This window comes from Polaromonas sp., assembly GCF_029945685.1.
In the GTDB taxonomy this organism is placed as follows: domain Bacteria; phylum Pseudomonadota; class Gammaproteobacteria; order Burkholderiales; family Burkholderiaceae_C; genus Polaromonas.
The window spans coordinates 18,594-42,284 of the sequence record NZ_JAQSDA010000016.1; the positions used below are offsets into that span (position 1 = coordinate 18,594).

General features: G+C 64.5%; 25 protein-coding genes. 10 read left to right on the forward strand and 15 right to left on the reverse strand.

From position 1 onward, the window contains the following. Nucleotide 1: 1 nt before the first annotated feature. Nucleotides 2-1,234, reverse strand: coding sequence for a tyrosine--tRNA ligase (gene tyrS, locus PSV26_RS11030; protein ID WP_300570581.1), 1,233 nt, complete (start codon nt 1,232-1,234; stop codon nt 2-4). 254 nt (nt 1,235-1,488) lie between these two features. Between tyrS and PSV26_RS11035 the strand changes: the two genes are divergently transcribed. After that, the gene (locus PSV26_RS11035) at nt 1,489-2,808 is read left to right on the forward strand and encodes a M23 family metallopeptidase (RefSeq protein ID WP_300570583.1); all 1,320 of its coding nucleotides are present in this window, start codon (nt 1,489-1,491) and stop codon (nt 2,806-2,808) included. A 108-nt stretch (nt 2,809-2,916) separates the two neighbouring features. Continuing rightward, entirely contained in the window at nt 2,917-4,083 is a 1,167-nt protein-coding gene (locus PSV26_RS11040; protein ID WP_300570586.1) for an anhydro-N-acetylmuramic acid kinase, read from the forward strand. A 157-nt stretch (nt 4,084-4,240) separates the two neighbouring features. On the opposite strand, the gene erpA is transcribed toward PSV26_RS11040, so the two are convergent. The 6 genes from erpA to PSV26_RS11070 form a co-directional block, all read right to left on the reverse strand. Beyond that, nucleotides 4,241-4,606, reverse strand: coding sequence for an iron-sulfur cluster insertion protein ErpA (gene erpA / locus PSV26_RS11045; protein WP_300512256.1), 366 nt, complete (start codon nt 4,604-4,606; stop codon nt 4,241-4,243). 72 nt (nt 4,607-4,678) lie between these two features. Further along, nucleotides 4,679-5,122 (reverse strand): polymer-forming cytoskeletal protein, encoded by a 444-nt coding sequence (locus PSV26_RS11050; protein WP_300512257.1) that lies wholly within the window; start codon nt 5,120-5,122, stop codon nt 4,679-4,681. Between the two features lie 37 nt (nt 5,123-5,159). Beyond that, the gene (locus PSV26_RS11055; protein WP_300512441.1) at nt 5,160-5,867 is read right to left on the reverse strand and encodes a DUF6776 family protein; all 708 of its coding nucleotides are present in this window, start codon (nt 5,865-5,867) and stop codon (nt 5,160-5,162) included. 182 nt (nt 5,868-6,049) lie between these two features. Then, complete coding sequence (gene rpsI / locus PSV26_RS11060; protein WP_300512258.1) at nt 6,050-6,442, reverse strand: 30S ribosomal protein S9; 393 nt, start codon at nt 6,440-6,442, stop codon at nt 6,050-6,052. Between the two features lie 11 nt (nt 6,443-6,453). Next, nucleotides 6,454-6,882, reverse strand: a complete 429-nt coding sequence (gene rplM, locus PSV26_RS11065) for a 50S ribosomal protein L13 (protein WP_300570589.1) — start codon at nt 6,880-6,882, stop codon at nt 6,454-6,456. Between the two features lie 223 nt (nt 6,883-7,105). Then, nucleotides 7,106-8,827: a serine/threonine-protein kinase gene (locus PSV26_RS11070; protein WP_300570592.1), complete on the reverse strand. Its 1,722-nt coding sequence runs from the start codon at nt 8,825-8,827 to the stop codon at nt 7,106-7,108. A 186-nt stretch (nt 8,828-9,013) separates the two neighbouring features. Between PSV26_RS11070 and rlmJ the strand changes: the two genes are divergently transcribed. The 7 genes from rlmJ (at nt 9,014) to PSV26_RS11105 (ending at nt 15,990) form a co-directional block, all read left to right on the forward strand. Then, nucleotides 9,014-10,012, forward strand: coding sequence for a 23S rRNA (adenine(2030)-N(6))-methyltransferase RlmJ (gene rlmJ / locus PSV26_RS11075; RefSeq protein WP_300512261.1), 999 nt, complete (start codon nt 9,014-9,016; stop codon nt 10,010-10,012). A gap of 31 nt (nt 10,013-10,043) precedes the next feature. Further along, a complete protein-coding gene (locus PSV26_RS11080; protein ID WP_300570595.1) occupies nt 10,044-12,095 on the forward strand; it encodes a protein kinase in 2,052 nt (683 codons plus the stop codon). A 102-nt stretch (nt 12,096-12,197) separates the two neighbouring features. Continuing rightward, nucleotides 12,198-13,205, forward strand: coding sequence for a 1,2-phenylacetyl-CoA epoxidase subunit PaaA (gene paaA / locus PSV26_RS11085; RefSeq protein WP_300512263.1), 1,008 nt, complete (start codon nt 12,198-12,200; stop codon nt 13,203-13,205). Next, nucleotides 13,202-13,495, forward strand: a complete 294-nt coding sequence (gene paaB, locus PSV26_RS11090) for a 1,2-phenylacetyl-CoA epoxidase subunit PaaB (protein WP_300570598.1) — start codon at nt 13,202-13,204, stop codon at nt 13,493-13,495. The genes paaA and paaB overlap by 4 nt, the downstream gene beginning before the upstream one ends. After that, on the forward strand, nt 13,492-14,283 hold the full coding sequence (gene paaC, locus PSV26_RS11095; RefSeq protein ID WP_300570601.1) for a 1,2-phenylacetyl-CoA epoxidase subunit PaaC: 792 nt from the start codon (nt 13,492-13,494) through the stop codon (nt 14,281-14,283). Before paaB ends, paaC begins: the two co-directional genes overlap by 4 nt. Nucleotides 14,284-14,353: 70 nt before the next feature. Continuing rightward, entirely contained in the window at nt 14,354-14,854 is a 501-nt protein-coding gene (paaD, locus tag PSV26_RS11100) for a 1,2-phenylacetyl-CoA epoxidase subunit PaaD (protein WP_300512265.1), read from the forward strand. A gap of 11 nt (nt 14,855-14,865) precedes the next feature. Continuing rightward, nucleotides 14,866-15,990: a 2Fe-2S iron-sulfur cluster-binding protein gene (locus PSV26_RS11105; protein ID WP_300570605.1), complete on the forward strand. Its 1,125-nt coding sequence runs from the start codon at nt 14,866-14,868 to the stop codon at nt 15,988-15,990. A 130-nt stretch (nt 15,991-16,120) separates the two neighbouring features. Here the strand turns inward: PSV26_RS11105 and PSV26_RS11110 are convergent, their stop codons facing one another. The 5 genes from PSV26_RS11110 to PSV26_RS11130 form a co-directional block, all read right to left on the reverse strand. After that, nucleotides 16,121-16,453: a hypothetical protein gene (locus PSV26_RS11110; protein WP_300512267.1), complete on the reverse strand. Its 333-nt coding sequence runs from the start codon at nt 16,451-16,453 to the stop codon at nt 16,121-16,123. A gap of 61 nt (nt 16,454-16,514) precedes the next feature. Further along, nucleotides 16,515-17,546 (reverse strand): cytochrome d ubiquinol oxidase subunit II, encoded by a 1,032-nt coding sequence (locus PSV26_RS11115; protein ID WP_300512268.1) that lies wholly within the window; start codon nt 17,544-17,546, stop codon nt 16,515-16,517. After that, nucleotides 17,539-18,942 carry a cytochrome ubiquinol oxidase subunit I gene (locus PSV26_RS11120; RefSeq protein WP_300570608.1) on the reverse strand — a complete coding sequence of 468 codons (1,404 nt, stop codon included), beginning with the start codon at nt 18,940-18,942 and terminating at the stop codon, nt 17,539-17,541. Before PSV26_RS11120 ends, PSV26_RS11115 begins: the two co-directional genes overlap by 8 nt. Continuing rightward, a complete protein-coding gene (locus tag PSV26_RS11125) occupies nt 18,942-19,568 on the reverse strand; it encodes a GbsR/MarR family transcriptional regulator (protein WP_300570611.1) in 627 nt (208 codons plus the stop codon). The genes PSV26_RS11120 and PSV26_RS11125 overlap by 1 nt, the downstream gene beginning before the upstream one ends. A gap of 234 nt (nt 19,569-19,802) precedes the next feature. After that, nucleotides 19,803-20,309, reverse strand: coding sequence for a BON domain-containing protein (locus PSV26_RS11130; RefSeq protein WP_300570613.1), 507 nt, complete (start codon nt 20,307-20,309; stop codon nt 19,803-19,805). Nucleotides 20,310-20,416: 107 nt separating this feature from the next. Between PSV26_RS11130 and PSV26_RS11135 the strand changes: the two genes are divergently transcribed. Continuing rightward, on the forward strand, nt 20,417-20,902 hold the full coding sequence (locus tag PSV26_RS11135) for a GNAT family N-acetyltransferase (protein ID WP_300570616.1): 486 nt from the start codon (nt 20,417-20,419) through the stop codon (nt 20,900-20,902). 70 nt (nt 20,903-20,972) lie between these two features. Here PSV26_RS11135 and PSV26_RS11140 read toward each other — a convergent pair whose 3' ends face one another. The 3 genes from PSV26_RS11140 to PSV26_RS11150 form a co-directional block, all read right to left on the reverse strand. After that, nucleotides 20,973-21,608 (reverse strand): septal ring lytic transglycosylase RlpA family protein, encoded by a 636-nt coding sequence (locus PSV26_RS11140; protein WP_300570619.1) that lies wholly within the window; start codon nt 21,606-21,608, stop codon nt 20,973-20,975. A 141-nt stretch (nt 21,609-21,749) separates the two neighbouring features. Then, a complete protein-coding gene (gene metF / locus PSV26_RS11145; protein WP_300512275.1) occupies nt 21,750-22,577 on the reverse strand; it encodes a methylenetetrahydrofolate reductase [NAD(P)H] in 828 nt (275 codons plus the stop codon). A 51-nt stretch (nt 22,578-22,628) separates the two neighbouring features. Further along, entirely contained in the window at nt 22,629-23,633 is a 1,005-nt protein-coding gene (locus PSV26_RS11150; protein WP_300570622.1) for a TlyA family RNA methyltransferase, read from the reverse strand. Nucleotides 23,634-23,691: the final 58 nt, after the last annotated feature.

Here is a 23,691-nt window from a genome sequence, read left to right on the forward strand (position 1 = left end):
TTCAGGAAAGCGTCACGCGGGCGAACTTGCGCTTGCCAACCTGCACCACGTAGATCCCGGCGCCCAGCTTGAGCGCCTTGTCGCTGACCACGCTGGAGTCCACGCGCACACCGCCACCCTCGATCAGCCGGTTGCCCTCGCCGGTGGAGGCGGCCAGCCCGGCCATTTTCAGCAGCGCGGCCATGCCCAGCGGTGCGCCGCTCAGGGCGATTTCGGGGATCTCGTCGGGCACCCCGCCCTTGCTGCGGTTGATGAAGTCCTGCTCCGCGGCGTCTGCCGCGCCGGCGGAATGGAAACGGGCCGTGATCTCCTTGGCCAGCGCCACTTTGGCGTCTTTCGGGTTGCGCCCGCCTTCGACCTCCTTCTTCAGCGCGGCGATCTCAGCCTCGGTCTTGAAGCTCAGCAGGGTGAACCACTTCCACATCAGCACGTCGGAGATCGACAGCACCTTGGCAAACATGGTGTTGGCGTCTTCGGAAATGCCGATGTAGTTGTTCTTGCTCTTGGACATCTTCTCCACGCCGTCCAGCCCCTCGAGCAGCGGCATGGTCAAAATGCACTGCGGCTCCTGGCCGTATTCGACCTGCAGGTGGCGGCCCATCAGCAGGTTGAACTTCTGGTCGGTGCCGCCGAGCTCCAGGTCGGACTTGAGCGCCACCGAGTCATAACCCTGCATCAGCGGGTAAAGAAACTCATGCACGCTGATCGGCGTGCCGGCCTTGAAGCGGTCATGGAAATCGTTGCGCTCCATCATGCGTGCCACCGTGTATCTGGCGGCCAGTTCGATCATGCCGCGTGCGCCCAGCGGGTCGCTCCACTCGCTGTTGTAGCGAATCTCGGTCCGGGCAGGGTCCAGCACCAGGGAAGCCTGGCGGTAGTAGGTGTCGGCATTCGCCTTGATCTGCTCCGCCGTCAGCGGAGGACGCGTGTTGTTGCGCCCCGACGGATCACCGATCAGGCTCGTGAAATCGCCGATGAGAAAGATGACGGTATGACCCAGATCCTGGAGCTGACGCATTTTGTTCAATACCACGGTATGTCCGACATGAATGTCAGGCGCGGTCGGGTCCAGCCCCAATTTGATGCGCAGCGGAACACCGGTGGCCTCCGAACGCGCGAGTTTTTTCAGCCATTCATCCTGGGGAATCAGTTCCTCACAACCCCGCAGGGACACGGCCAGAGCCTCCCTGGCACGGTCTGTCACGGGGAATTTTGTAACAAGTTCTTGATTCATAAGGGTTTTTCACAAGTCGGGCAGTTGTCTGACAGATATAATCGCGTTTCTGCCGTTGCGGAGCCCCCAAGCAGGCTGGCCCGCAAATTGCAAACCGATTCTAAGTTGTTGCACCTTCCGCCTTTGGCAGGAGAGCGAACAACACCATCATCAGTCGCCATCCGGTTGCTACCGCAGCCTGAGGCCTACAAAGGTTGGGAACCCCAGTTTTGATCAAGAACGATCTCGCACAAGGCCTGCAAGCAGTCGCAAACATGCTTCGCCGCCATCCGAAAAGAATCACAGGCACCTTGGCCGCCTTGCTGCTGGGAACCGGGGTCACCGCCTTCGGCGTCGCGCCGCTGGCACCCGATGCCGCCGACCTGCCAGTCCGCCAGGTTCTGGAAGCCGTCCAGAGCCTGCCGACTGAAACACAAACCGAGACGCTGGACTCTTTTCAGTTCAAGCTGTTCCGCACCGAAAGCACGCGCAGCAGCGACACCTTCGACGCCCTGCTCAAACGCCTGAACATTGATGACACGGCAGCGGCGGTCTTCCTTCGCAGCGATGCCAACGCACGGCTGGTGCTGGCCGGACGGCCCGGCAAGAATGTCACGGCAGAGGCCAACGACAGCCAGCAGCTTCTCAAGCTGAGCATGCGCTGGCCCAGCGACGATGAAACGCTGTTCAAACGTCTGGTTGTTGAGCGTACCGCCACAGGCTGGACCTCCCGGATAGAGACCGCCCCGTATGTTGCCACGACCCGCCTGGCCAGTGGAGCCATCCAGTCGTCGCTGTTTGCTGCCACCGACGAGGCCGGCATCGCCGATGCCGTGGCCGTGCAGGTCGCCGAGATCTTTTCAGCGGACATTGATTTCCGCCGGGCCCTGCGCAAAGGAGACCGCTTCAACGTGGTGTACGAGACGCTGGAAGCCGACGGCGAGGCCCTGCGCACTGGTCGCGTGCTCTCGGCGGAGTTCGTGAATGCCGGCAAGGCCTACCAGGCCATGTGGTTCCAGCCGCCGGGCAAGGACAACACCGGTACGCCCTACCGCGGTGGCTACTACGCCCTTGACGGCCAGAGCCTGCGCCGCGCCTACCTCAGCTCTCCCGTCGAGTTCTCGCGGATCAGCAGCGGGTTTTCGATGCGTTTCCATCCCATCCTGCAAAAATGGCGCGCCCATCTCGGGACCGATTTCGCCGCCAGCACCGGCACCCCTGCACGTACGGTGGGTGACGGGGTGGTGGAATTCTCGGGTGTGCAGAACGGCTACGGCAACGTGGTCTTCATCAAACATCGCAGCGGCCATGAAACGGTTTACGCCCACCTGAGCAAGCTTCTGGTCCAGCGTGGCCAGAGCGTCACCCAGGGCCAGACCATCGGACTGGTAGGCGCTACGGGCTGGGCCACCGGTCCACATCTGCATTTCGAGTTCCGAGTCAACGGCGTGCAGCAGGATCCGATGACGATTGCCAAGCAAAGCGAGACCATTCCGGTTCCCGCGGCCGCGATGCCGCTGTTCCGCGAGCTGGCCACCAGCGTGAAGTTGGACCTGCAGGCCGCTGCAACCATGGTCCAGACCCGGACCGAATAGGGCGGACGCGGCGGGCAGGTCTCACCCGTCCGCAAGCTTTTCCGCCCGTGCCCCTCCAAGGGGTTCCGGTACCCCAAGGCGTGGCACGACCATGCGGCAAAATAAGGCATGGCTGATTACTACATGGGGTTGATGTCGGGCACCTCGCTCGATGGCGCAGACGGCGTTCTGGTGGATTTCGACCTGCCGGTGCCACGTGTCATGGCCTCGGCGTCCCTCCCCTTTCCGGCTGACTTCCGAGCCGAACTGCTGGCCCTCAACACCGCCGGCCACAATGAACTGCACCGCGCTGCGCTGGCCGCCAACCAGCTGGCCATGGTGTACACACAGGTGGTCCATGCCCTGCTGGCGCAAGCGGGCCGCCAGGGCATCCAGGCCGGCCAGGTGCGTGCCATCGGGGCCCACGGGCAGACCGTACGCCACCGGCCGCAGGAATTCGGGGACGACCCGCTCAGCGGCGGATCCGATGCCGGCTACACGCTGCAACTGAACAACCCTGCCCTGCTGGCTGAACTCACCGGCCTGGACGTAATCGCCGATTTCCGCATCGCCGACCTCGCGGCGGGGGGCCAGGGCGCGCCACTGGTGCCTGCGTTTCACCATGCCGTCTTCGCGCAAGCGCAACGGGACGTCGCGGTACTCAACATCGGCGGCATCAGCAACCTGACCCTGCTGCCGGCGCACGGCGGCGCGGTCAAGGGGTTTGACTGCGGCCCCGGCAACGCCCTGATGGACTTCTGGTGCCTGCAGCACACCGGCCGGCCCTACGACGCATCGGGCGCCTGGGCCGCATCAGGAACCGTGATGCACGGCTTGCTGGCGCGCCTGCTGGCGGCGCCCTACTTCACCAAGGTACCGCCAAAAAGCACGGGGCGCGACCTGTTCAATGCCGCATGGCTGACCGGGCAGCTCAGCGGCGCGGAGGTCAGCGCACCGCAGGATGTCCAGGCCACCCTCACCGCACTGACGGCGCAGGCCTGCGCACGCGACCTGATGCGTCACGCACCCCACACCACCGAACTGCTGGTCTGTGGCGGCGGCGCCTTCAATGACGAACTGATGCGACAACTGGCCCAGGCCCTGCCCGGGGTCAGTGTCCAGCCGACCACCGCGTGCGGACTGCCGCCGCTGCAAGTGGAAGCCGCGGCCTTTGCATGGCTGGCGCGGGCCTGGCACCATCGGGAGCCCAGTAGTCTGCCGGCCGTCACGGGCGCGCGCGGCCCGCGCGTGCTGGGGGCCCGGTATTTGGCCCCCACGGCCGCTCACAGTATGTAGCTCCCGGCCCCCGGGGGCCGCAGCGCCTGCAGACCGGCCAGGCCGGATCCGCGGCCCTGGCTTGAAATGAAAAACCCCAAGGGCTTCGACCGCTGACGTCAAGCAACGGGCATGAAAAAAGGACCCGCAGGTCCTTTTTTTGTTGGGGTTGAAAAGTTCAGGCCGAGAAGCTGGAGCCGCAACCGCAGGTGCTGGTGGCATTGGGGTTCTTGATGACGAACTGGGCGCCTTCAAGATCATCCTTGTAGTCAATTTCAGCGCCCACGAGATACTGGTAACTCATCGCGTCGATCAGGAGGGACACACCATTTTTGGTCATGGTGGTGTCGTCTTCGTTGGTGATTTCGTCGAAGGTGAAGCCGTACTGGAAGCCTGAGCAGCCGCCACCTTGAACAAACACGCGCAGCTTCAGGTCCGGATTGCCTTCTTCGGCAATCAGGTCAGCAACTTTGGCCGCCGCGCTGTCGGTAAAGACAAAGGGGGCGGGCATTTCGGACTGGATGTTTTCAGCTACTGCGCTCATGGGGGACTCCGTTTTCAGAACTTACGCTTTTCATAGTACAGCAATTCAATCAACCATAAGGCCTGCACTGGCTTAGGGTCGACCGTAGCCGCTGACCGGGGCGTCTTCCCGGGCCTTCTCGACGTTGTTGGCGGCCAGCTTCAGGAGGGGCTTGTCACTGACTTCGTGGTTGGTGGGCCGCAACTGACCAAAGATGACGGCGCCCTGGTGCATTTCAAGCGCTTTGTAGGCGACATCGCCCTGGATCTTGGCCTTGGGCTGCAATTCGAGGAGTTCCGCCGCATGCACCGGCCCCATGACGCGGCCGTTGATGATGACGTGGTCGGCATGGATGGCCCCGGTGACACAGGCGGACTCGCTGATCACCAGAATGCTGGGGCTGCCCTCGTTGGCGCGGATGTCACCGAACACCTCGCCATCGATGCGCAGGCCGTCGGTGAACTTCAGGTTGCCCTCTATGCAACTGCCCTGGGCGATCAGGCTTTTGATCGGGGGCTGCGATTTTTTACCAAACATGGACAAATCCTGTGAAATCCTGAGTGATGAACCGGGGTCAGAGCTTGATCGTCTGGACGGAGCGGACAGCCGTGCCTTCGACGACCTTGGCCGTCACCGTTTTTACCACGGCCAGGGGGGGCAGGTCGAGCACCCCTTCGATGCGGCGGTACTGCTTGAACTGCAGGAGCTGCGCGCCACCCGGCAAGCCTGTTGTCCACGGCTTGCCAGCCAGGGTGCCGGTAAAAGTCAGTTCCAGCTTGCCGTTGAACACCGGCGCGTCCTTGACCGGCTGGATCACCAGCACCTGCCACTTGAGCTGCATGTCCGTCAGGGCTTCGGCTTGCAGGCCGCGAATGGCGGCGCTTTCGGCGCCGCCGGCAGGCAGGAGTTTTTCAAAAAAGCCGAGGTCATCGCGCAGCAGCCGGTTGTCCGCTTCGAGTTGGCGAATCTGGGTCACCATCTTTTCCTGCGCGGCCTTTTCAGCGGTCAACAGGCTGCCGGAAATGTTGGCGACCGACTGCGATTTGTCGCGCTCCGCACGCAATGCTGCGACCTCTTCCCGCAGCCGGGACAGCTCGAGCTTGGCATCCTTGTCCAGCCCCGCGATGCTGACGCCGAGCTCGAAGGTCCACAGCGCGATGGCTGCAGAAAACCCCAGCATCATCGCGCCCAGCGCCCAGCGCAGCGGCCAGGGCAAGGAAGTGCGAATGGCCATGCGCGGGGAGCTGATGGTCAGGCGGCGGCGAAACAGGCGGAATTTCAAAAGCGACCTTGGGTTGTCTTCCAGGGAATGCATTGTGCACTCAGATGCAGCCTGCGCTGAGTGCTGCCCGGCCGACAGCGGCAAGGATGTGTATCGGCAGCCCCGGAGGCTTCTTGCTGCAAGGCCATGAAAAAAGCCGCCAGGCGCAAACCAGGCGGCTTTTCGGAAGCAACAAAAGCAGATTAACGCTTGCTGAACTGCTTGCGACGGCGTGCCGAACGGAAGCCGACTTTCTTACGCTCGACTTCACGTGCGTCACGGGTGACAAACCCGGCCTGGCTCAGCGCCGGCTTGAGGGTGGTGTCGTAGTCGATCAGTGCGCGGGTGATGCCGTGGCGGATCGCACCGGCCTGGCCGGACTCGCCGCCGCCATGCACGTTGACCATGATGTCGAAGGTTTCGACATGGTTGGTCAGGTGCAGCGGCTGTTTGCAGATCATGATCGATGTTTCACGACCGAAGAAGCTCTGGATGTCACGGTCGTTGACCGTGATCTTGCCAGTGCCTTTTTTGATGAACACACGGGCGACGCTTGATTTGCGACGGCCGGTGCCATTGTTCCATTCACCAATCATCTCAAGGCTCCTTAAATTTCCAGCACTTTAGGCTGTTGGGCGGTATGCGGATGCTCTGCACCACCGTACACCTTGAGTTTTTTGATCATGGCATAACCGAGCGGCCCCTTGGGCAGCATGCCCTTGACGGCTTTTTCCAGGGCGCGGCCAGGAAACTTGGTTTGCATGTCGCGGAAATTGGTGGCAGTGATGCCGCCTGGATAACCGGAATGACGGTAGTAAATCTTGTCGGTCGATTTGGCACCGGTCACGCGCAGCTGGGCTGCGTTGATGATGATGATGAAGTCACCGGTGTCGACGTGAGGCGTATAAATGGCCTTGTGTTTGCCGCGTAAACGGAGAGCAACTTCGCTGGCTACTCGTCCGAGGACCTTGTCGGTCGCGTCAATCACAAACCACTCATGCACCACGTCAGCGGGTTTTGCGCTGAAAGTTGTCATGGGTTTACTTTTCAAAAAGTTGGTTTGAGCAGCCCTTTTCCACGGTCGGTGTTTCTCTGATGGAAACCTCTTAGGTGGGGTTCAAGCCTCGCCGCGGGGCCAGCCGATCGCTGCGAAGCCTTCCATTATACAAAATCGGGGCCCTCATGGGGGATATCCCGGCGCGTGACCGCCCGAGCCCCCTTTTAATGGCCGTTTGTGGCCATTCCCGGGCCTTTTTTGGCTAAAACCCGTCGGCCCGCCGGCTGTTCTGCAGCCGGGCGTTGTTTTCAATACACAGCGGGAGCGCGGCCATCTCCGGTTTCTGGCACTGGCGAAAAATACACATCGGTCGCGCCACGAAGTTGCTGTCGGCACACAAGGCGAGCGGGTCGGCGGGCTTCACCAGCTGCGGCACCTCCCCCCGATCGCTTGCCGTGGCAAGCACAGGCGGAGGCTGCGCCGGCGGGGGGCTCGCAGCCTCGGACCGTGTCACTGTTGTTTTCGGCGCGGCACGCCGGGCGGCGGGCCTTGGACGCTGCTCCGCAGGCAAAGGTACGCTGGCAGCGGCCGCAACCGGCAGCTCCGGTGCTATGGCCACCACAACCGGCGCAGCAAGCGCCGGAAGCCGGTTCGCCACCGGCTGCACGGGCACGGCGTCGGCCGGGGCCTGCGCAAGCCGGGTCTCGGTCTCGGGTGCGCGCACGCCCCGTCCCAGCATCAGTCCCAGCAACAGGGCAACAACGGCCACTGCCACCACGCCCGCCCCCACACGCCACGAGCGGCCGGACCGGACTGTTGCAGTCACGGCGGCAGCTGGCGCCGCGGCTGCAACAGGCGACTGCGGGGCGGTCACATCCCGCCGCCGGGGCAGCACCGCCAATGGCTGTGTCGGATCGGTGGCAGGCGCCGCGCCCGAAGGCTGCGGCGGCAACGGCTGCACCCACGCTGCTGGCCGGGGGCCGGACAAGCCCGGCGCCGCCCAGATCGGGCCCAGTTCGGCACGCCAGTCGAAACGGGACATGCCATTGGGCGTTTCCAGCCCCATGAGTTGCACCAGGGCCGCCACGCTTTGCGGCCTGTCCTTGGCGTCGATCGCCAGTGCCTGACCGATCGCCTGCACAAACGGCTGCGAATAACCGAGGCCAAACTGCTCCTGCACCGTGCGTGCCACGCGGGCAAAAGGCGGCAGGCGGTCGCGCACGACCCGGAAGGTGGCCGGCAGCGGCGGCTTGTTGCAAAGCAGGCCGTGCACCACAGCAGCGAGCGCATACAGGTCGGTCCACGGCCCCTGGCGCATGTCGGGCGCGCCGGCCTGCTGCTCCAGCGGCGCGTAACTGAGCTTGAAGGCGTCGGTCAGGTCCTGCGTCTTGCCGCCCATGGCATGGCGCGCGGCGCCCAGGTCCAGCAGCACGGGTGGACCGATGTCCTGCAGGAAGATGTTGTCGGGGGAGACGTCGCGGTGCACCGTGCGGCCCTGGTGCAGGGTCTTGAGTGCCCCCAGCACGGCCCACAGGACCTTGCGCAGCCAGGCCTCGGTTGGCGGGCTGTGCATCTGGCTGCGCGCCGCCTGCAGCGTGATGCCGCGGTAAAGCGGCATCACCATGTAGGCCGTCTGGTTGGCTTCCCAGTACCGGAAAACCTTGACCAGCGAGGGATGGTCGAACTGCGCCAGCAGCCGTGCCTCGGCCACAAACGACCGAAGGCCGGCCTGGAAGGCCGCCTGGTCGGCCGGGTCACGAACCACCACCGCGCCGTCCGCGCCGCGGCAGGCCAGCGTGCCCGGCAGGAACTCCTTGACGGCCACCGGCCGCCGCAGCGAGTGGTCAAACGCCTGGTAGACCATGCCAAACCCGCCGGCACCCAGCAGCCCCCGCACTTCAAACTCGGCCAGGCGCGTGCCCACCGGCAAGGCATCCAGATGGGTGATCAGTGAAACGGGGGTCGGACTGGACGGGGCGGTCATGAACGGGAGCGGGCTGTGGCAAGGTGGGGCTGTCATTAGGCATGGAGGCCCTGCAGCCGTCAAGGCGACCGGGCGGCCACAACGCGGCGTTCGCCGGTAATGTGTTGCAGATTGCAAGCATCCGGCCCGGCGGCCGGGCGCACCCCAAAAAAAGGCCCGTCGGGCGGCGCCCGTTAACATAGCGACATGTTCAGTTATCGCCACGCCTTCCATGCCGGCAACCATGCCGATGTGCTCAAGCACACCACGCTGATTGCGTTGATGAAGTATTTGACCCAGAAAGACACGGCGCTGACTGTGATCGACACGCACGCCGGTGCCGGCCTGTACCGGCTCGATGGCGACTACACCGAAACCAGCGGCGAGGCCCAGGAAGGCATCTTCCGCCTGATCAATGCATCAAAAGCACCCGCAGCCCCTACCGCATCGGCGCCAGCGGCTACAAAAAAGATAGCAAACCCGAAAGCCCCCGGTGCCGCGAAAGCGCCGGCCGAAGAGGCCCTGGCCCCTGCGCTGCAGGACTATGTGGACCTGCTGCGCGGCCTGAACCCGCAGTTCGCCACCAGCGGCGATCCGGCGCACCTGAAGATTTACCCCGGTTCGCCCTTCATTGAGCAGCAGTTCCTCAGCGGCCGCGACAAACTCAAGCTGTTTGAACTGCATCCGACCGATTTCAAGTCGCTCACAGGCAACATTGCGCAGCTTGGCGTGGGCCGTCAGGTCACGGTGGCCTGCGAGGACGGCTTTGAGGTGCTGAAAACCTTTTTGCCGCCGCCGGCGCGCCGCGCCATGGTGCTGTGCGACCCGAGCTACGAGATCAAGAGCGACTACGCCCGCGTCGCAGCCTGCATGGGTGATGCGGTCAAACGTTTTGCCACCGGCACTTACGTGGTCTGGTATCCCATCATTCCGCGTCCCGAAGCCCATGACCTGCCGCGCAAACTCAAGACGCTGGCGACCAAGGCCGGTCGCAGCTGGCTCAACGCCACGCTCACGGTCAAGTCCAGCAAGCTGACCACCGACGAGGCCGGCGACGTCAAACGCCCCGGCCTGCCGGCCAGCGGCATGTTTGTGATCAACCCGCCGCACACGCTCAAGGCCGACCTGCAGGCGGCCCTGCCACAGCTGGTGGCGCGTCTGGGGCAGGACCGCAACGCCGGCTTCACGCTGGACCACGGCGGCTGAGCGGAAACTGCCGCCAGGGGAGGGGCTGCGCATGCATGTGATCCTGGTTGTAGAGGACGACGACGCGATACGCAGCAACATCGTCCGCCTGCTGACGCTGGAAGGTTTTGAGGCGGTGGCAGCCGCCGATGGCCGGGCCGGCCTGGCACACGCCAGGGCCCGTGCGCCGGACCTGATCATCTCGGACATCAACATGCCCGGCATGGACGGCTTTGAGATGCTGGCCGCGGTGCGGGCCGACCCGGCGCTGGCGACCACCCCGTTCATGCTGCTGACCGCGCTGGACGACCGCGGCAGCATGCGCCGCGGCATGACCGGCGGCGCGGACGACTACCTGTCCAAGCCTTTCACACGCACGGAGCTGCTCGAAGCCGTCAGCGCGCAACTGCGCAAAAAGACCCTGGTCGACACGCGCATCGCGTCCAGCCTGGCGGCGCTCGAGGCGCGCCTGCGCACGGCCTTCGGCAGCGACATTGGCGGCGCCCGGCCCGAAGCCTTCCCGGTGGAGATCCCGGCGGGCAGCGAGAGTGGGCAGGTGCTCGACGCCACGGTGCTGGTGTCGACGATCCGCCATTTCACCTCGCTGGCCGAAAAACTCGACGCCAGTGAGGTCTCGCAATTGCTGACCGGCTACTTCGAGCGCAGTTGCCAGCCGGTGCTCAAGAACGGCGGGCGACATCTCAAGTTTGTCGGCGATGGCCTGATGGCGGTGTTTGCCAACACGCGGGGCGACTCGCCGCTGTCAGGGCCGCGCCGCGCCGTTTCTGCGGCCCTGGCCATGGCGCTGGCGGCCCACGAGTTCCGCGACTGGCTTGCGCAGCGTTTCCCGGGCCGGGGTCTGCCCCCATTTGCCATCGGCATCGGGCTGCACAGCGGCGAGACCACTTTGTGCCGCATGGGGCCGCCAGGCAGCCACGATCTGATGCCGGTGGGCGACAGCGTCAGCCTCGCCGCGCACCTGGAGGCAGTCACCCGCGAGCGCGGCTGGACCGTGCTGGCCAGCGGCGCCGTGCTCGCCGGCGCCGGCCCCGGCATCCAGACCGGCGCGCAGGACACCCTGACCCTGACCGGCAAACACCTGACGCTGGAGGTGGTGGAGATCACCGGGCTGGTGACCGGGATGGACGACAAGATCCACGGCATGGCCAGCCTGACCGAGCGTGCCGAGGAGATCAGCGCGGCGGTCAGAACCAACTCCGAGATCACCGCGCGGGCCGTCAAGGATGCCCTGCAGGCCAAGCTGGCCGCACTGAAAGAGCAGCGTTTTGAGCCCGACACCGAGCCCGTGCGCCTGAAGGGCTACCGCGTCACCCGGAAAATCGGCGCCGGCGGCATGACCGAGGTGTACCTGGCCGAACGCGAGGCCGACGGCCTGCCCATCGTGCTCAAGGTGCTGGATTCACGCGGCAAGGAGGCCTCGGAGCATCTGGTCCGGTTTATCCAGGAGTACGCGCTGCTCAGCCAGATCAAGCATCCGCATGTGATCCGCATCCACGACCAGGGCTTCAGCGACGAACACGCCTACATCGCGATGGAGTATTTCGAGCGCGGCGATCTGCGCGGCCTGTTCGGCCCCGACATGACCCGCGAGCGGGCACTGACGGTGGTGCGGCAGATCGCGCAGGCGCTGTCGGCGATCCACAGCCACGGCATCGTGCACCGTGACATCAAGCCGGAAAACGTCATGCTGCGCAGCGACGGCTCGGTGGCGCTGGCCGATTTCGGCATCGCCAAATCCATGCTGCAGGCCGAAAGCCCGGGCCTGACACAGACCCTGCATGGCGATGTGGTCGGCACACCCTATTACATGAGCCCCGAGCAGGTCAGCGGAAAAACCGTGACGGCCCGCTCTGACCTCTACAGCCTGGGCGTCATGCTGTTCGAGATGCTGGCCGGCCGACGCCCGTTTATCGCGGAGTCGCTGGAACTGCTGCTGGCCAGGCACCTGCATGCGGACACGCCGGTGCTGCCCGCAGCGCATGCGGCCCTGCAGCCCATCGTCAACAAACTGATGGCGAAAAGCCCCGACGACCGTTATGCCTCGGCCGACGCCCTGCTCGCGGACCTCGCCCGGGTGAGCTGAAAGTCCCCTGCGGCGGAGTCAACAATTAACCGACCGCTCGGTCGGTTAATTGGCTATACTCCGGTTGACCCGCCCCGCAGTCCGGGTGACAGGAGACAAGACATGTACACACAATCACTCGACGTGCCCGACACGTCGGCCCCGGCCCTGGCATCGGTGCCGGCTGCCCCCGACGCCTTGCAGACCCGCTTCGACGAAAAGATCGACGCCGACCAGAAGATCGAGCCGCAGGACTGGATGCCCGAGGCCTACCGCCGCACCCTGGTGCGCCAGATCAGCCAGCACGCGCACAGCGAGATCATCGGCATGCAGCCCGAAGGCAACTGGATTTCGCGCGCACCCTCGCTCAAGCGCAAGGCCATCCTGCTGGCCAAGGTGCAGGACGAAGGCGGCCACGGCCTCTACCTGTATTCGGCCGCCGAAACCCTGGGCGTGGGCCGCGACGCATTGCTCGATGCCCTGCACACCGGCAAGGCCAAGTACAGCTCCATCTTCAACTACCCGACGCTAGAGTGGGCCGACGTCGGCGTGATCGGCTGGCTGGTCGACGGCGCGGCCATCATGAACCAGGTGCCGATCTGCCGCTGCTCCTACGGCCCGTATGCACGCGCCATGATCCGCATCTGTAAGGAAGAAAGTTTTCACCAGCGCCAGGGCTTTGAAAGCCTGATGGTGCAGATGCAGGGCACACCCGAACAGCGCGCCATGGTGCAGGACGCGGTGAACCGCTGGTGGTGGCCGGTGCTGGCCATGTTCGGCCCGCCCGATGCGGCCAGCGCCAACACCGCGCAAGGCATGCGCTGGGGCATCAAGCGCATTTCCAACGATGACCTGCGCCAGAAATTTGTCGACGCCACGGTGCCGCAGGCCGCGGTGCTGGGCGTGACCCTGCCGGACCCAGATTTGAAGTGGAACGAGGAACGCCAGCAGCATGACTACGGCGCCATCGACTGGGACGAGTTCTGGGCCGTGGTCAATGGCAACGGCCCCTGCAACAAGGAACGTCTGGCCAACCGCGTGAAGGCGCATGAAGACGGCCAGTGGGTGCGCGATGCGGCACAGGCGCATGCCGCCAAACAGCGCGCCCGCCAATTGAAGGAGGCGGCATGACGACCTCGCAAAATGAGTGGCCTTTATGGGAAGTGTTTGTCAGGTCCAAACAGGGTCTGGAGCACAAACACTGCGGCAGCCTGCATGCCGCCGATGCGCAGCAGGCGCTGCAGATGGCGCGTGACGTTTACACGCGGCGCCAGGAGGGCGTGAGCATCTGGGTCGTGCCGTCCAACACCATCACCGCCAGCGAGCCTGACGACAAGGCCGCGTTTTTTGAACCCATGGCCGACAAGATCTACCGGCACCCGACCTTTTACGAAATTCCTGACGAAGTGGGCCACATGTGACTACCGTTGAAGCCCCCGTCCGAACAGCCCCCCTGGATTACCTGCTGCACCTGGCCGACAACGCGCTGGTGCTCGGCCAGCGCAACGCCGAGTGGTGCGGCAACGGCCCGGTGCTGGAGGAAGACATTGCGCTGGCCAACATGAGCCTGGACCTGATCGGGCAGGCACGGATGTTGTACCAGCACGCCGCTGTGGTTTCGGGCGACAGCGCGACGGAAGATTCGCTGGCCTATTTCCGCGATGCCACCGACTTCCGCAACTACACCCTGCTGGAGCTGCCGCACGCGTCCAGCACCTCGGAGCGCGACTACGCCACCACCATCGTCCGCAATTTTCTCTACAGCGCGCTGATGTTGTTGCTGTGGGAGGTCTTGCGGAAGTCGCAGGACACGCAGCTCGCCGCCATTGCCGGCAAGTCGTTCAAGGAAGTGCGTTACCACTTTCGGCACTCGCGTGACTGGCTGGTACGGCTGGGCGACGGCACCGCCGAGTCCCACGCCCGTACCCAGGCCGCCTTGGCGCATTTGATGCCCTACACCCAGGAGTACTGGGCGCCATCAGCTATTGAAACAGTAGCAGATACGGAAGGCCGGCCCATCGATGTTGCCGCACTGAAGAGCGACTGGGACGACCTCGTCAACGATGCCCTGCAGGAAGCCGGGCTGCAGCGCCCGGCCCCCGGCACCGGCTTGCCGCAGGGCAAAAACGGACAGCACAGCGAACACCTGGCGCCCTTGCTGGCCGAGATGCAAAGCCTGGCGCGCGCTCACCCCGGCGCTCTATGGTGAGCGCTTCGCGCCCACCACGAGCTCCGGAGAGCCGTATGAAACACCTCCCGCAAGCGGGAGGGTGGGGGCGATGAACACCCTGCAGCAGGTCTGGGACGTGCTCGAAGCCGTGCCCGACCCGGAGATCCCGGTGGTGTCCATCCGCGAACTGGGCATCCTGCGCGACGTGCGCCATGTCGAGGGCGGCGTGGAAGTCATCATCACGCCGACTTACAGCGGCTGTCCGGCCATGGGGCAGATCGAGGACGACATTCGCGCCGCGCTGGCGCAGCACCAGCTCAGCGCACGCATCACCACCCAGCTCGCACCCGCCTGGACCACCGACTGGATGACCGCGGCCGCCAAAACCAAACTGCGCAGCTACGGCATTGCGCCGCCGCACACCACCGCGCCCGGCAGCGACAAGGTCATCCGCTTTGCGCCCCGGCACCAGGCGGCTGAGGCCGTGGCCTGCCCGCAATGCGGCTCGGTCAACACCACCGAGACCTCGCACTTCGGCGCCACCGCCTGCAAGGCCTTGTACAAGTGCCTGGATTGTCTGGAACCCTTCGACTACTTCAAGCCCTATTGATTGAGCCGCCCATGTCTGTTCCCCACTTTCACCCGCTGCTCGTCACACGTGTCACCCCTGAAGCGGCCGGGGCCGTGGCCGTCAGTTTTGCGATTCCGCCCGAGCTTCGGAGCCTGTTTGGCTTTACGCCGGGCCAGTTCCTCACGCTCAAGGCCACGATAGACGGCGAGCCGGTGCGCCGCAGCTACTCCATCTGCAGCAGCACGCAGCGCCTGGCCGCAGAACACGACATCGAGGTCGGCATCAAGCCGGTCCAGGGCGGCGTCTTTTCCAACTGGGCCACGCAGCTGCAACCCGGCGACACGCTGGACGTGATGCCGCCGGACGGCCGCTTCACGCCGCGCCTGAGCGGTGAGGTGCACCGCGTCGGCTGGGCGGCCGGCTCGGGCATCACGCCGCTGCTGTCCATCATCGCCAGCACGCTGGCGGGCGAGCCGGCGTCCAGCTTCACGCTGGTGTACTGCAACCAGCGCAGTAGCAGCATTCTGTTCAATGAAGCACTGCAGGACCTCAAGGACCGCTACCCGTCCCGCCTGAGCCTGGTTCACCTGCTCTCGCGCCAGTCGCAGGATGTGCCGCTGTTCAACGGCCGGCTCGACGCGGCCAAGGTCAGCGAACTGCTGGCCACGCTGATTCCGCCGGCCAGCATTGACGAAACCTTTGTCTGTGGGCCTGAAGCCATGATCGAAGGCTGCCTGCAGGCCCTGCTGGCGGCCGGCGTGCCCAAGGAACGCATCCACGCCGAACGTTTCACCAGCGCGGCACAACCCGCCAACGCTATGAAATCAGGAGCTGTTGGCGCAGAAGAGACGGTGACTGAAGGCCAGAAAGGCTTGAAAAACGAGGATGCCCTCGGCACCATCCGCCTGTCGGTACAGCTTGACGGCAAGGCGCACGAGCTACGCATGTTTGCGCATGAACGCGTGCTGGACGTGGCACTGGCCGCCGGCCTGGACCTGCCCTACAGCTGCAAGGGCGGCGTCTGCTGCACCTGCCGCGCCAAGGTGCTCGAGGGACAGGTCGCCATGGAGAAAAACTTCACGCTGGAAGACTGGGAAGTGCAAAAAGGTTTTGTGCTGAGTTGCCAGGCGCGGCCCTTGAGCGAACACCTGACCGTCAGCTATGACGAAAGGTAGCGAGAAAGGCCGCGAGGGAAGCCGCGTTTGCGGCCGGCGACGCCGAAACGGTCATCGTTGCTGAACCGGGCCGGGTCAAAGCGGGGTATCGCCTGCCCGCCGCTTTCAGCGGGCGAGGTCGAGGTTCAGCTCAGTGGGTGCGTGAGTTCCAGACTTCCAGCTCGAAAAACGCATTCTGCGCGGCGATCTGCATCTGCCGGAAAACAGCGCGCGTGGCATGTTCGGTAGCCTGCTCCCAGCGGGCAATCGCCTGGAGTTCTTCGCTGGATCGGCAACCCCCAGGATTTTCGGCCCGCATCGAACGCACCGCCGTCCATTCCACGTACGCGCCACGCACGGCGGATGCGCCGCCCAGCGCATGCTCCAGCACTTCCAGAAATTTCTGTTCGGCTGTCTGGCGCTGCTCATCGGTCAGGCCGCCGGCCGAATGCAGGGTCGCGTTGTATTTGCTATGCAATCTCATGGGAATGGGTGGCGGCGCAAGGAAATTTGGCGATTTTATCGCTGCTTCGGCCGCTGTTCAATCAATACTTCAGCGCCGTGCTTTTCCCCCAGAAGACGCGGTAGGCAAACACCGTGTAGCCGACGATCATGGGCAACACGACCAGCGCACCCACCAGAATGACCCCCATCGCCTCGGGCGCCGTGGCCGCCTGCCAGATCGTGATCCGGTCGATGACCAACCACGGAAACAGGCTGTAGGCCAGCCCGTAAAACGCCAGCAAAAAGATGCCGACCGTGGCACCGAACGGTACCCAGGCGCCGTATTCGTTGCCCTGGCCCAGGCGCACCGGCAGGCGCTGCAGGCTGCGCCAGATGACGGCAAACAGCACGGCAGTGGCTGCCGGAATCGGCAGCAGCAAAACAATGTTCGGAAACGAAAACCATTTCTCGAAAATGCGCTGGCTGACCAGCGGTGTGGCGATCGAGATGGCGGCCACACCGGCCAGGGTGAACAGCAGGCTGGCACGCGCCCAACGTACGGCCTGCAGCTGCAGCGCACCTTCTGACTTGATGATGAGCCAGCCGGCGCCCAGCAGGCAGTAGGCAGCCACCAGCGCCAGACCGATCACCGCGTTGAACACCATGGTCCACCAGGTGTCGGCAAAACCGGTGATCAGCGAGCCGAGCATGTAGCCCTGGGCCCAGCTGGCCAGCAACGAGCCGGTGTAGAACAGGCGGTTCCACAGCGGCTTGTGCGCGGCGCGCGCCTTCACGCGAAAGTCAAAGGCCACACCGCGCAAGGTCAGCCCGATCAGCATGAACGCCACCGGGAGGTACAACGCACCCAGGATCACGCCATGGGCCAGCGGGAACACCGTGAGCAAAATACCAACACCCAGTACGAGCCAGGTTTCATTGGCGTCCCAGAAGGGGCCGATGCTGGCAATCATGGTGTCCTTGTCGTCATCGCTGGCGCGGCGCATCAGCACACCCACGCCGAGGTCGTAACCGTCCAGGATCACATAGGCCAGCATCGCCAGGCCCATGACCACCAGGAAAACAATGGGCATCCAGCCCGCGGCCTGCGTCAGGTCGGGTGCAAGTTCAAGCACGGGGAGCTCCTTCCTGTTGTGGGTAGGTCACGGGGTTCGGCGTGTCTTCCAGGCCGGTACCAAACGGCTTGTCTGCATGTTTTTTGTGGCGCGCGAGATAAAACACCACCGAGATGTAGGCCACGATCAGCGCCGCATACAGCGTGAGGTAGAGGGACAAAGTGAGGGCTATGCGCGGCGCCGGCACCGTGGACGCCGCGTCGGCCGCCGTCAGCACACCGGTCACCAGCCAGGGCTGGCGGCCGATCTCGGTGACGTACCAGCCGGCGATCAGCGCCACCCAGCCGGCAAAGGTCATGGCCACCAGCAGCTTGGCGTGCCAGGGCCTCAAATTGCGTTGCGGATCTTTCTTCCATGGGGCAAGCTGCCAGGTGCTGGCCCAGCTCACCAGCAGCATCAGCACACCCATGCCGACCATGATGCGGAAGGCCCAGAACACCGGCGCCACCGGCGGGTGTTTGCCTTCAAACTGGTCCAGTCCCTTGACCTCGCCATCGAGCGAATGCGTCAGGTACAGCGAGGCCAGTTTCGGGATGGCGATTTCGTAGCGGTTCTCCTTCGCCTTTTCGTCCGGCAAGGCAAACAGGACCGCCGGTACGCCCTTTTCGGTTTTCCAGATGCCTTCCATGGCCGCCAGCTTGGCCGGCTGGTGTTCCATCGTGTTCAACCCGTGCAGGTCGCCGGCGATGATCTGCAGCGGAATCAGCAGTGCCGCCGTGTAGATGCCGGTCTTCAGGCTGGCCATGACCTCGGCGCCGCGGTCATGGCGCAGCCAGCGGTAGGCGGAGATCCCGGCCACCAGAAACGACACCGTCAGTCCCGAGGCCAGCAGCATGTGCACCAGGCGGTAGGGGAAAGAAGGATTGAAGATCACCTCGAACCAGCTGGTCACATGCGCCTGGCCATTGATCATTTCAAAGCCGGCCGGTGTTTGCATCCAGGAGTTGAGCGCCAGGATCCAGAACGCCGAGAGTGTGGTGCCGCCGGCCACCAGCAGCGTGGCCACGGTGTGCAGGGTTTCGCTGACCCGCTCCCGCCCGAACAGCATCACGCCCAGCATGGTCGCCTCGAGAAAGAAGGCGGTCAGCACCTCATAGGCGAGCAGCGGCCCGGCGATGTTGCCGACCTTTTCCATGTAGCCGGGCCAGTTGGTGCCGAACTGGAAACTCATGGTGATGCCGCTGACCACGCCCAGCGCAAAGGTCAGCGCAAAGATCTTCACCCAGAACTGGTAGGCGTCCATCCAGTGCTGCTGGCCGGTCTTGACGAAACGCAGCTTGAAAAACAGCAGCACCCAGGCCAGCGAGATGCTGATCGTCGGGAACAGGATGTGAAAAGTGATATTGGCCGCAAATTGAATGCGGGCCAGCAGGAATGCGTCTAATCCGTCCATCATCAGCTCCGGTTGTTTTCTTCGGGAACATTGGCGGTGGCTGCCGCCAGCCTGGGCGCAGCGGCGCGGCCTGTCAAGCCGGCCTTCACCGTGCTGGCCACCTTGTCCTTGACCTCCAGCAGCTTCTGCACCTTGGCGCCCATCTTCATCAGGCTGACCAGCGTGGCCGAGTCCATTTTCTGCACGTCGGCCAGCCAGCCGGTCATGAGTTCGATCAGGTCGTGCATCTGCTTCATGCGCTCCTGGGCGTGGATGTCGTCAGGCGCCGAAGGCTGCTCCATCAGCGCGTCGCGCAACATGGACAGCGTCGGGTCGATCTCGCGCTTGCGCCGCTCCTCGGCCAGCGTGCGGAAAATGGCCCACACGTCTTCGGGCGCCTGAAAGTATTCGCGCCTGTCGTTGGGCAGGTGCTGCAGCCGCACCAGGTTCCACGACTGCAGCTCCTTGAGCCCCATGCTGACGTTGGAGCGCGAAAACGCCAGCGCCTCGCCAATGTCGTCGGCATTGAGCGCGCGCGGCGACACATACAGCAAGGCATAGATCTGCCCCACGGTGCGGTTGATGCCCCAGCGGCTGCCCATTTCACCGAAGTGGAGGACAAAACGCTGGGTCAGGGGGGCGAGGTTCATGGTTTGGATTTACTGAGTTTTCAGGAATTACTGAAATTCTAGTAACTTAAAGATTTTTCTGCTGGCGGCGGGGGTATTGGCATGACCGGCCTGCCTGTGGGTGCACCATGACTGCGCAAAAGATCAAGGAAAATATGCCGCAGGTCCTTTGCCAGTGGGCGCAAGGAGCTATTAAAAACATAGCGAAAGCAGCCCTGACTCCCGTCCCCGCACACCGATGCCCGGGGCCGCTGTTCACCTGACCGGTTGGGCCTCCCCGGGCGCGGTGCTGTATTTCGGTTTCGCCGTGCTGCCCAGGCTCAGGTAGTTGACCACCCCCATCACGTCATCGACCAGCAGCACGGCCTGCTCCATGGCCCTGGCCTGCTCCTGCGTCTGCACGCAGCCCATGAGCGTCACCAGCCGCCGCTCGCCGAGCACCCAGACGCTGGTGTGGTTGAAGCGCCCATCCTGCTGCAGGTAGCTGACCACGCGGGGAATGATCTCCCTGTCGTAGAGATAGGAGTTGGGCAGGCGGCAGCGACCCGAACGGAAGCAGCTCCCGCCGTGCTGGGCGCGCACATGCGCCTCGGCGCGCACCTGCTCCGGCGTGAACATCGGGCCTTCGGGCACCGGACATCCGGGCAGGGCCGACGTCACCTGCAGGAAAGGATCGTTGAAATGATTCTTTCGTTCCTGCGCGACGCCTGCAAACGACAACCCCGCCAGGAAGATGAACAACATCAGCTCGCCCGTCTTCATACGCGGCTCCAGTCAGCGTGTTTCAAAGGCGCCATTTTGAGGGGGAACGCCCAAGGCCGACGCGCGACATGATGCCCTGATTCAAAAAGTGTCATCTTCTGGACATGATGTCCCGCAACAGTGGCTTCATGGTGGACACCCTGACCCTTCGCGTGGCCCTCGCGCCAGATCTCCCCGAGGTGCTGCGCCTCTACGCCCAGCCTGACATCGACGACGGAAACATCCTTGCACTGGCGGATGCGAAGCGTATCTGGGCGCGCATGGCGAGCTACCCGGACTACAAGTTGTATGTTGCGGTACAGGGCACGCAGGTGGTCGGCACCTTTGCCCTGCTCATCATGGACAACCTGGGTCATCTGGGCGCGCCGTCGGCGGTGGTGGAGGACGTGGCGGTGGACCCGGCCTGGCAGGGCCAGGGCATCGGCAAGGCCATGATGCGCCACGCGATGGCGCTGGCCGCCGCGAGCGGTTGCTACAAGCTTGCACTGTCCTCCCACCTGAAACGCGAGAAGGCACATGCGTTTTACGAGTCGCTGGGTTTTGAGCGCCACGGCCACAGCTTTCGCACCGCACTGCCTGCTGAGCCGCAATGAAAACGCTATGTATTCAGGAGCTGCCGCCGCCCGCGCAATAAGGGCCACGGCCCGATTTCACATCCCATGCCTAGCGCACCCTGGGCACTGGGACGCGCCTGGCACTGCGCCGTGATTTTCCGACCGATGGCGGCGGTGCGGTCGCCATGGCCGGTGTGGAATCGGGAACCAGCAACACCACTTCCTTGAAGCCCAGGCCCAGCATGCCGAGTTCGGCCGCGGCAGCGCGGCTCACGTCGATGATGCGGTTGCGGCTGAAGGGGCCGCGATCGGTGATGCGCAGATCCACGTCACGGCCATTGACCAGGCTGTGCACCCGCACCATGGTGCCAAACGGCAAGGTGCGGTGAGCGGCGGTGAAGGCGTTCATGTCATAACGTTCGCCACTGGCCGTCAGCCGGCCATGAAAACCCGGGCCGTACCACGACGCGGCGCCACGCTCGAACTCGCGCGCGGGCTCACCGTCGAGCAGTGCCGGCCGCGACAGATCGCTGGACGGACTTGGGGACAGTCCGGGGGCCTCTTCCGCCGGCGTGGCCACGGCCTCGGGGCTGGCGGGCATGGGCGCCGGCGTGGCTATCGGCACAGGGCCGGGCGCCGAGCGGCCGGGTGACGGTGGCCTTGTCGTCGTGCAGGCCGCCAGCAGGGCCAGCAGGCCGACGGCCATGGCCTGCCGGATGATGCGCAGCTTCAGCAGTCCAGCCAAAACAGGGACTTCTTCAAACCGGCTGCAAGCGGCGGATGATCTCTGTGGTCACCGCGGCCTGGTTCATGGTGAGACCTCGGAGCGTGGGGCGAGGGGCGCCGCCTGCGGGGATCGACCAGCGCAGAGGGATCAACACCACGCTCACTTCGCCAGCCGCTTCAGGATCTCGGTCGTCGCGCCGGCTTGATTCATGGTGTAGAAATGAATGCCCGGCACACCCGCGGCGCGCAGCTGGTCGCAGAGGCCGGTGATCACATCGAGGCCAAAGCTCTTGATGGACGCGGTGTCGTCGCCGAAACCCTGCAGGCGCAGGCGGATCCAGCGCGGAATCTCGGCGCCACAGGCGTCGGAAAACCGCATCAGCTGGGTGGAGCTGGTGATGGGCATGATGCCGGGCACCACCGGCACCTCCACGCCCAGCCGGCGGGTGTCTTCCACAAAGCGGAAGTAGGCGTCCGCGTTGAAAAAATACTGGGTGATGGCCGAATTGGCGCCGGCCTGGACCTTGGCGGCGAAAGCCTGCAGGTCGGCATCGGCTGACTTGGCCTGCGGGTGAATCTCGGGGTAGGCCGCCACCTCGATGTGAAAGGCATCGCCGGTGACCTCGCGGATGAAGGCCACCAGGTCGCTGGCGTAATGGAACTCGCCGCCGATGCCGTAACCGCTGGGCAGGTCGCCGCGCAGGGCCACCAGGCGCTTGACGCCCATGGCCTGCAGGGCGGCAAGTTGCTGACGCACCGTGGCCTTGGTCGCACCGACACAGGAGAAGTGGCAGGCGGCAGCCACGCCTTCCTTCAGGATTTCCCCCACCGTGCCAAAAGTGCCTTCCTGGGTGGAACCGCCCGCGCCAAAGGTGACCGAGCAGAACTCGGGCTGATGCGCGTACAGCGCCTGGCGCGTCAGGCGCAGCTTGTCGGCGCCTTCGGGTGTCTTGGGCGGGAAAAATTCAAAACTGATGGGCAGGTTCATCGCAGTTGTCTCTGTATGTCTGTCTGTCTGTCTGTATGTCTGTATGTCTGTTCATTCTTCGCCGGGTTTGGGGCGGCGTTTTCCGCGCGCCGGGCCGTGCTGGCCGGCGTGTGCTTCTTCAGAGTCCTCATGCGCCTCATGCAGCGCGCGCAGTTCGGCGCGCGGTGTGCGTTTGGCGGCCTTGCGCGGCGGCGGCGCCGGCAGCGGCCGGTCTTCACCCGTCGTGTGCAAGCCCTTCACGGCGTGAATGAAGAACTCACGGTTGCCGTCCCCGCCTTCAATCGGCGAGGACAGCCAGGCTTTCACGTCCAGCCCCAGCGCCGCGCAGGCATCACGCAGGCGCTTTTCGACAAACTCAAAATGCACGGCATCGCGCACAATGCCGCCCTTGCCGATCTGGCCGGGCTGCAGCTCGAACTGGGGTTTGACCAGCATCAGCAGATGGCCGCCGGCTTTGAGCAGGCGCACCACGGCAGGCAGCACCAGGGTCAGCGAAATAAAGGAGAGGTCGCCGGTCAGGACGTCGAAGTCGGCTTCGACCGCCTCACCGTCGTCCGCCTCGAAGTCATTCTCATCGTCAAAGTCGGCCTCAACCCCCTCTGCATGGGCGGGACCCGCTATCAAGTCGGAAGCCGTCATGGACCGCGCGTTGAGGCCCTCGATGCACACCACGCGCGGGTCGCCGCGCAGGCTGGGGTGCAGCTGGCCGTGGCCCACATCCACGCCCACCACCTGCACGGCACCGTGCTGCAGCAGGCAGTCGGTGAAGCCGCCGGTGGACTGGCCGATGTCCAGGCAACGCAGACCAGCCACGCTGAGGCCGGTGCTCAGGAGCGCCCCTTCGAGCTTGAGCCCGCCGCGCGAGATGTATTTGGATTCGGTGGTGTCGGGGATCTGCAGCTCGGCGCCGTCCGGGATCTCGTCGCCGTTCTTGGCGACCTTCTTCCAGGGCGCGCTTTCCTCGGCGCGCCACAACACGCCCGAAGCGATCAGGCGCTGGGCCTGGGACCGGGTGGCGGCAAAGCCGTTGTCGACGAGGAAGAGGTCAGCGCGCATGGTTATTTTTCCTGAGAATTTCCGGCGCGTAGCGAGCGACCGTCAGGCTAGGCGCGGG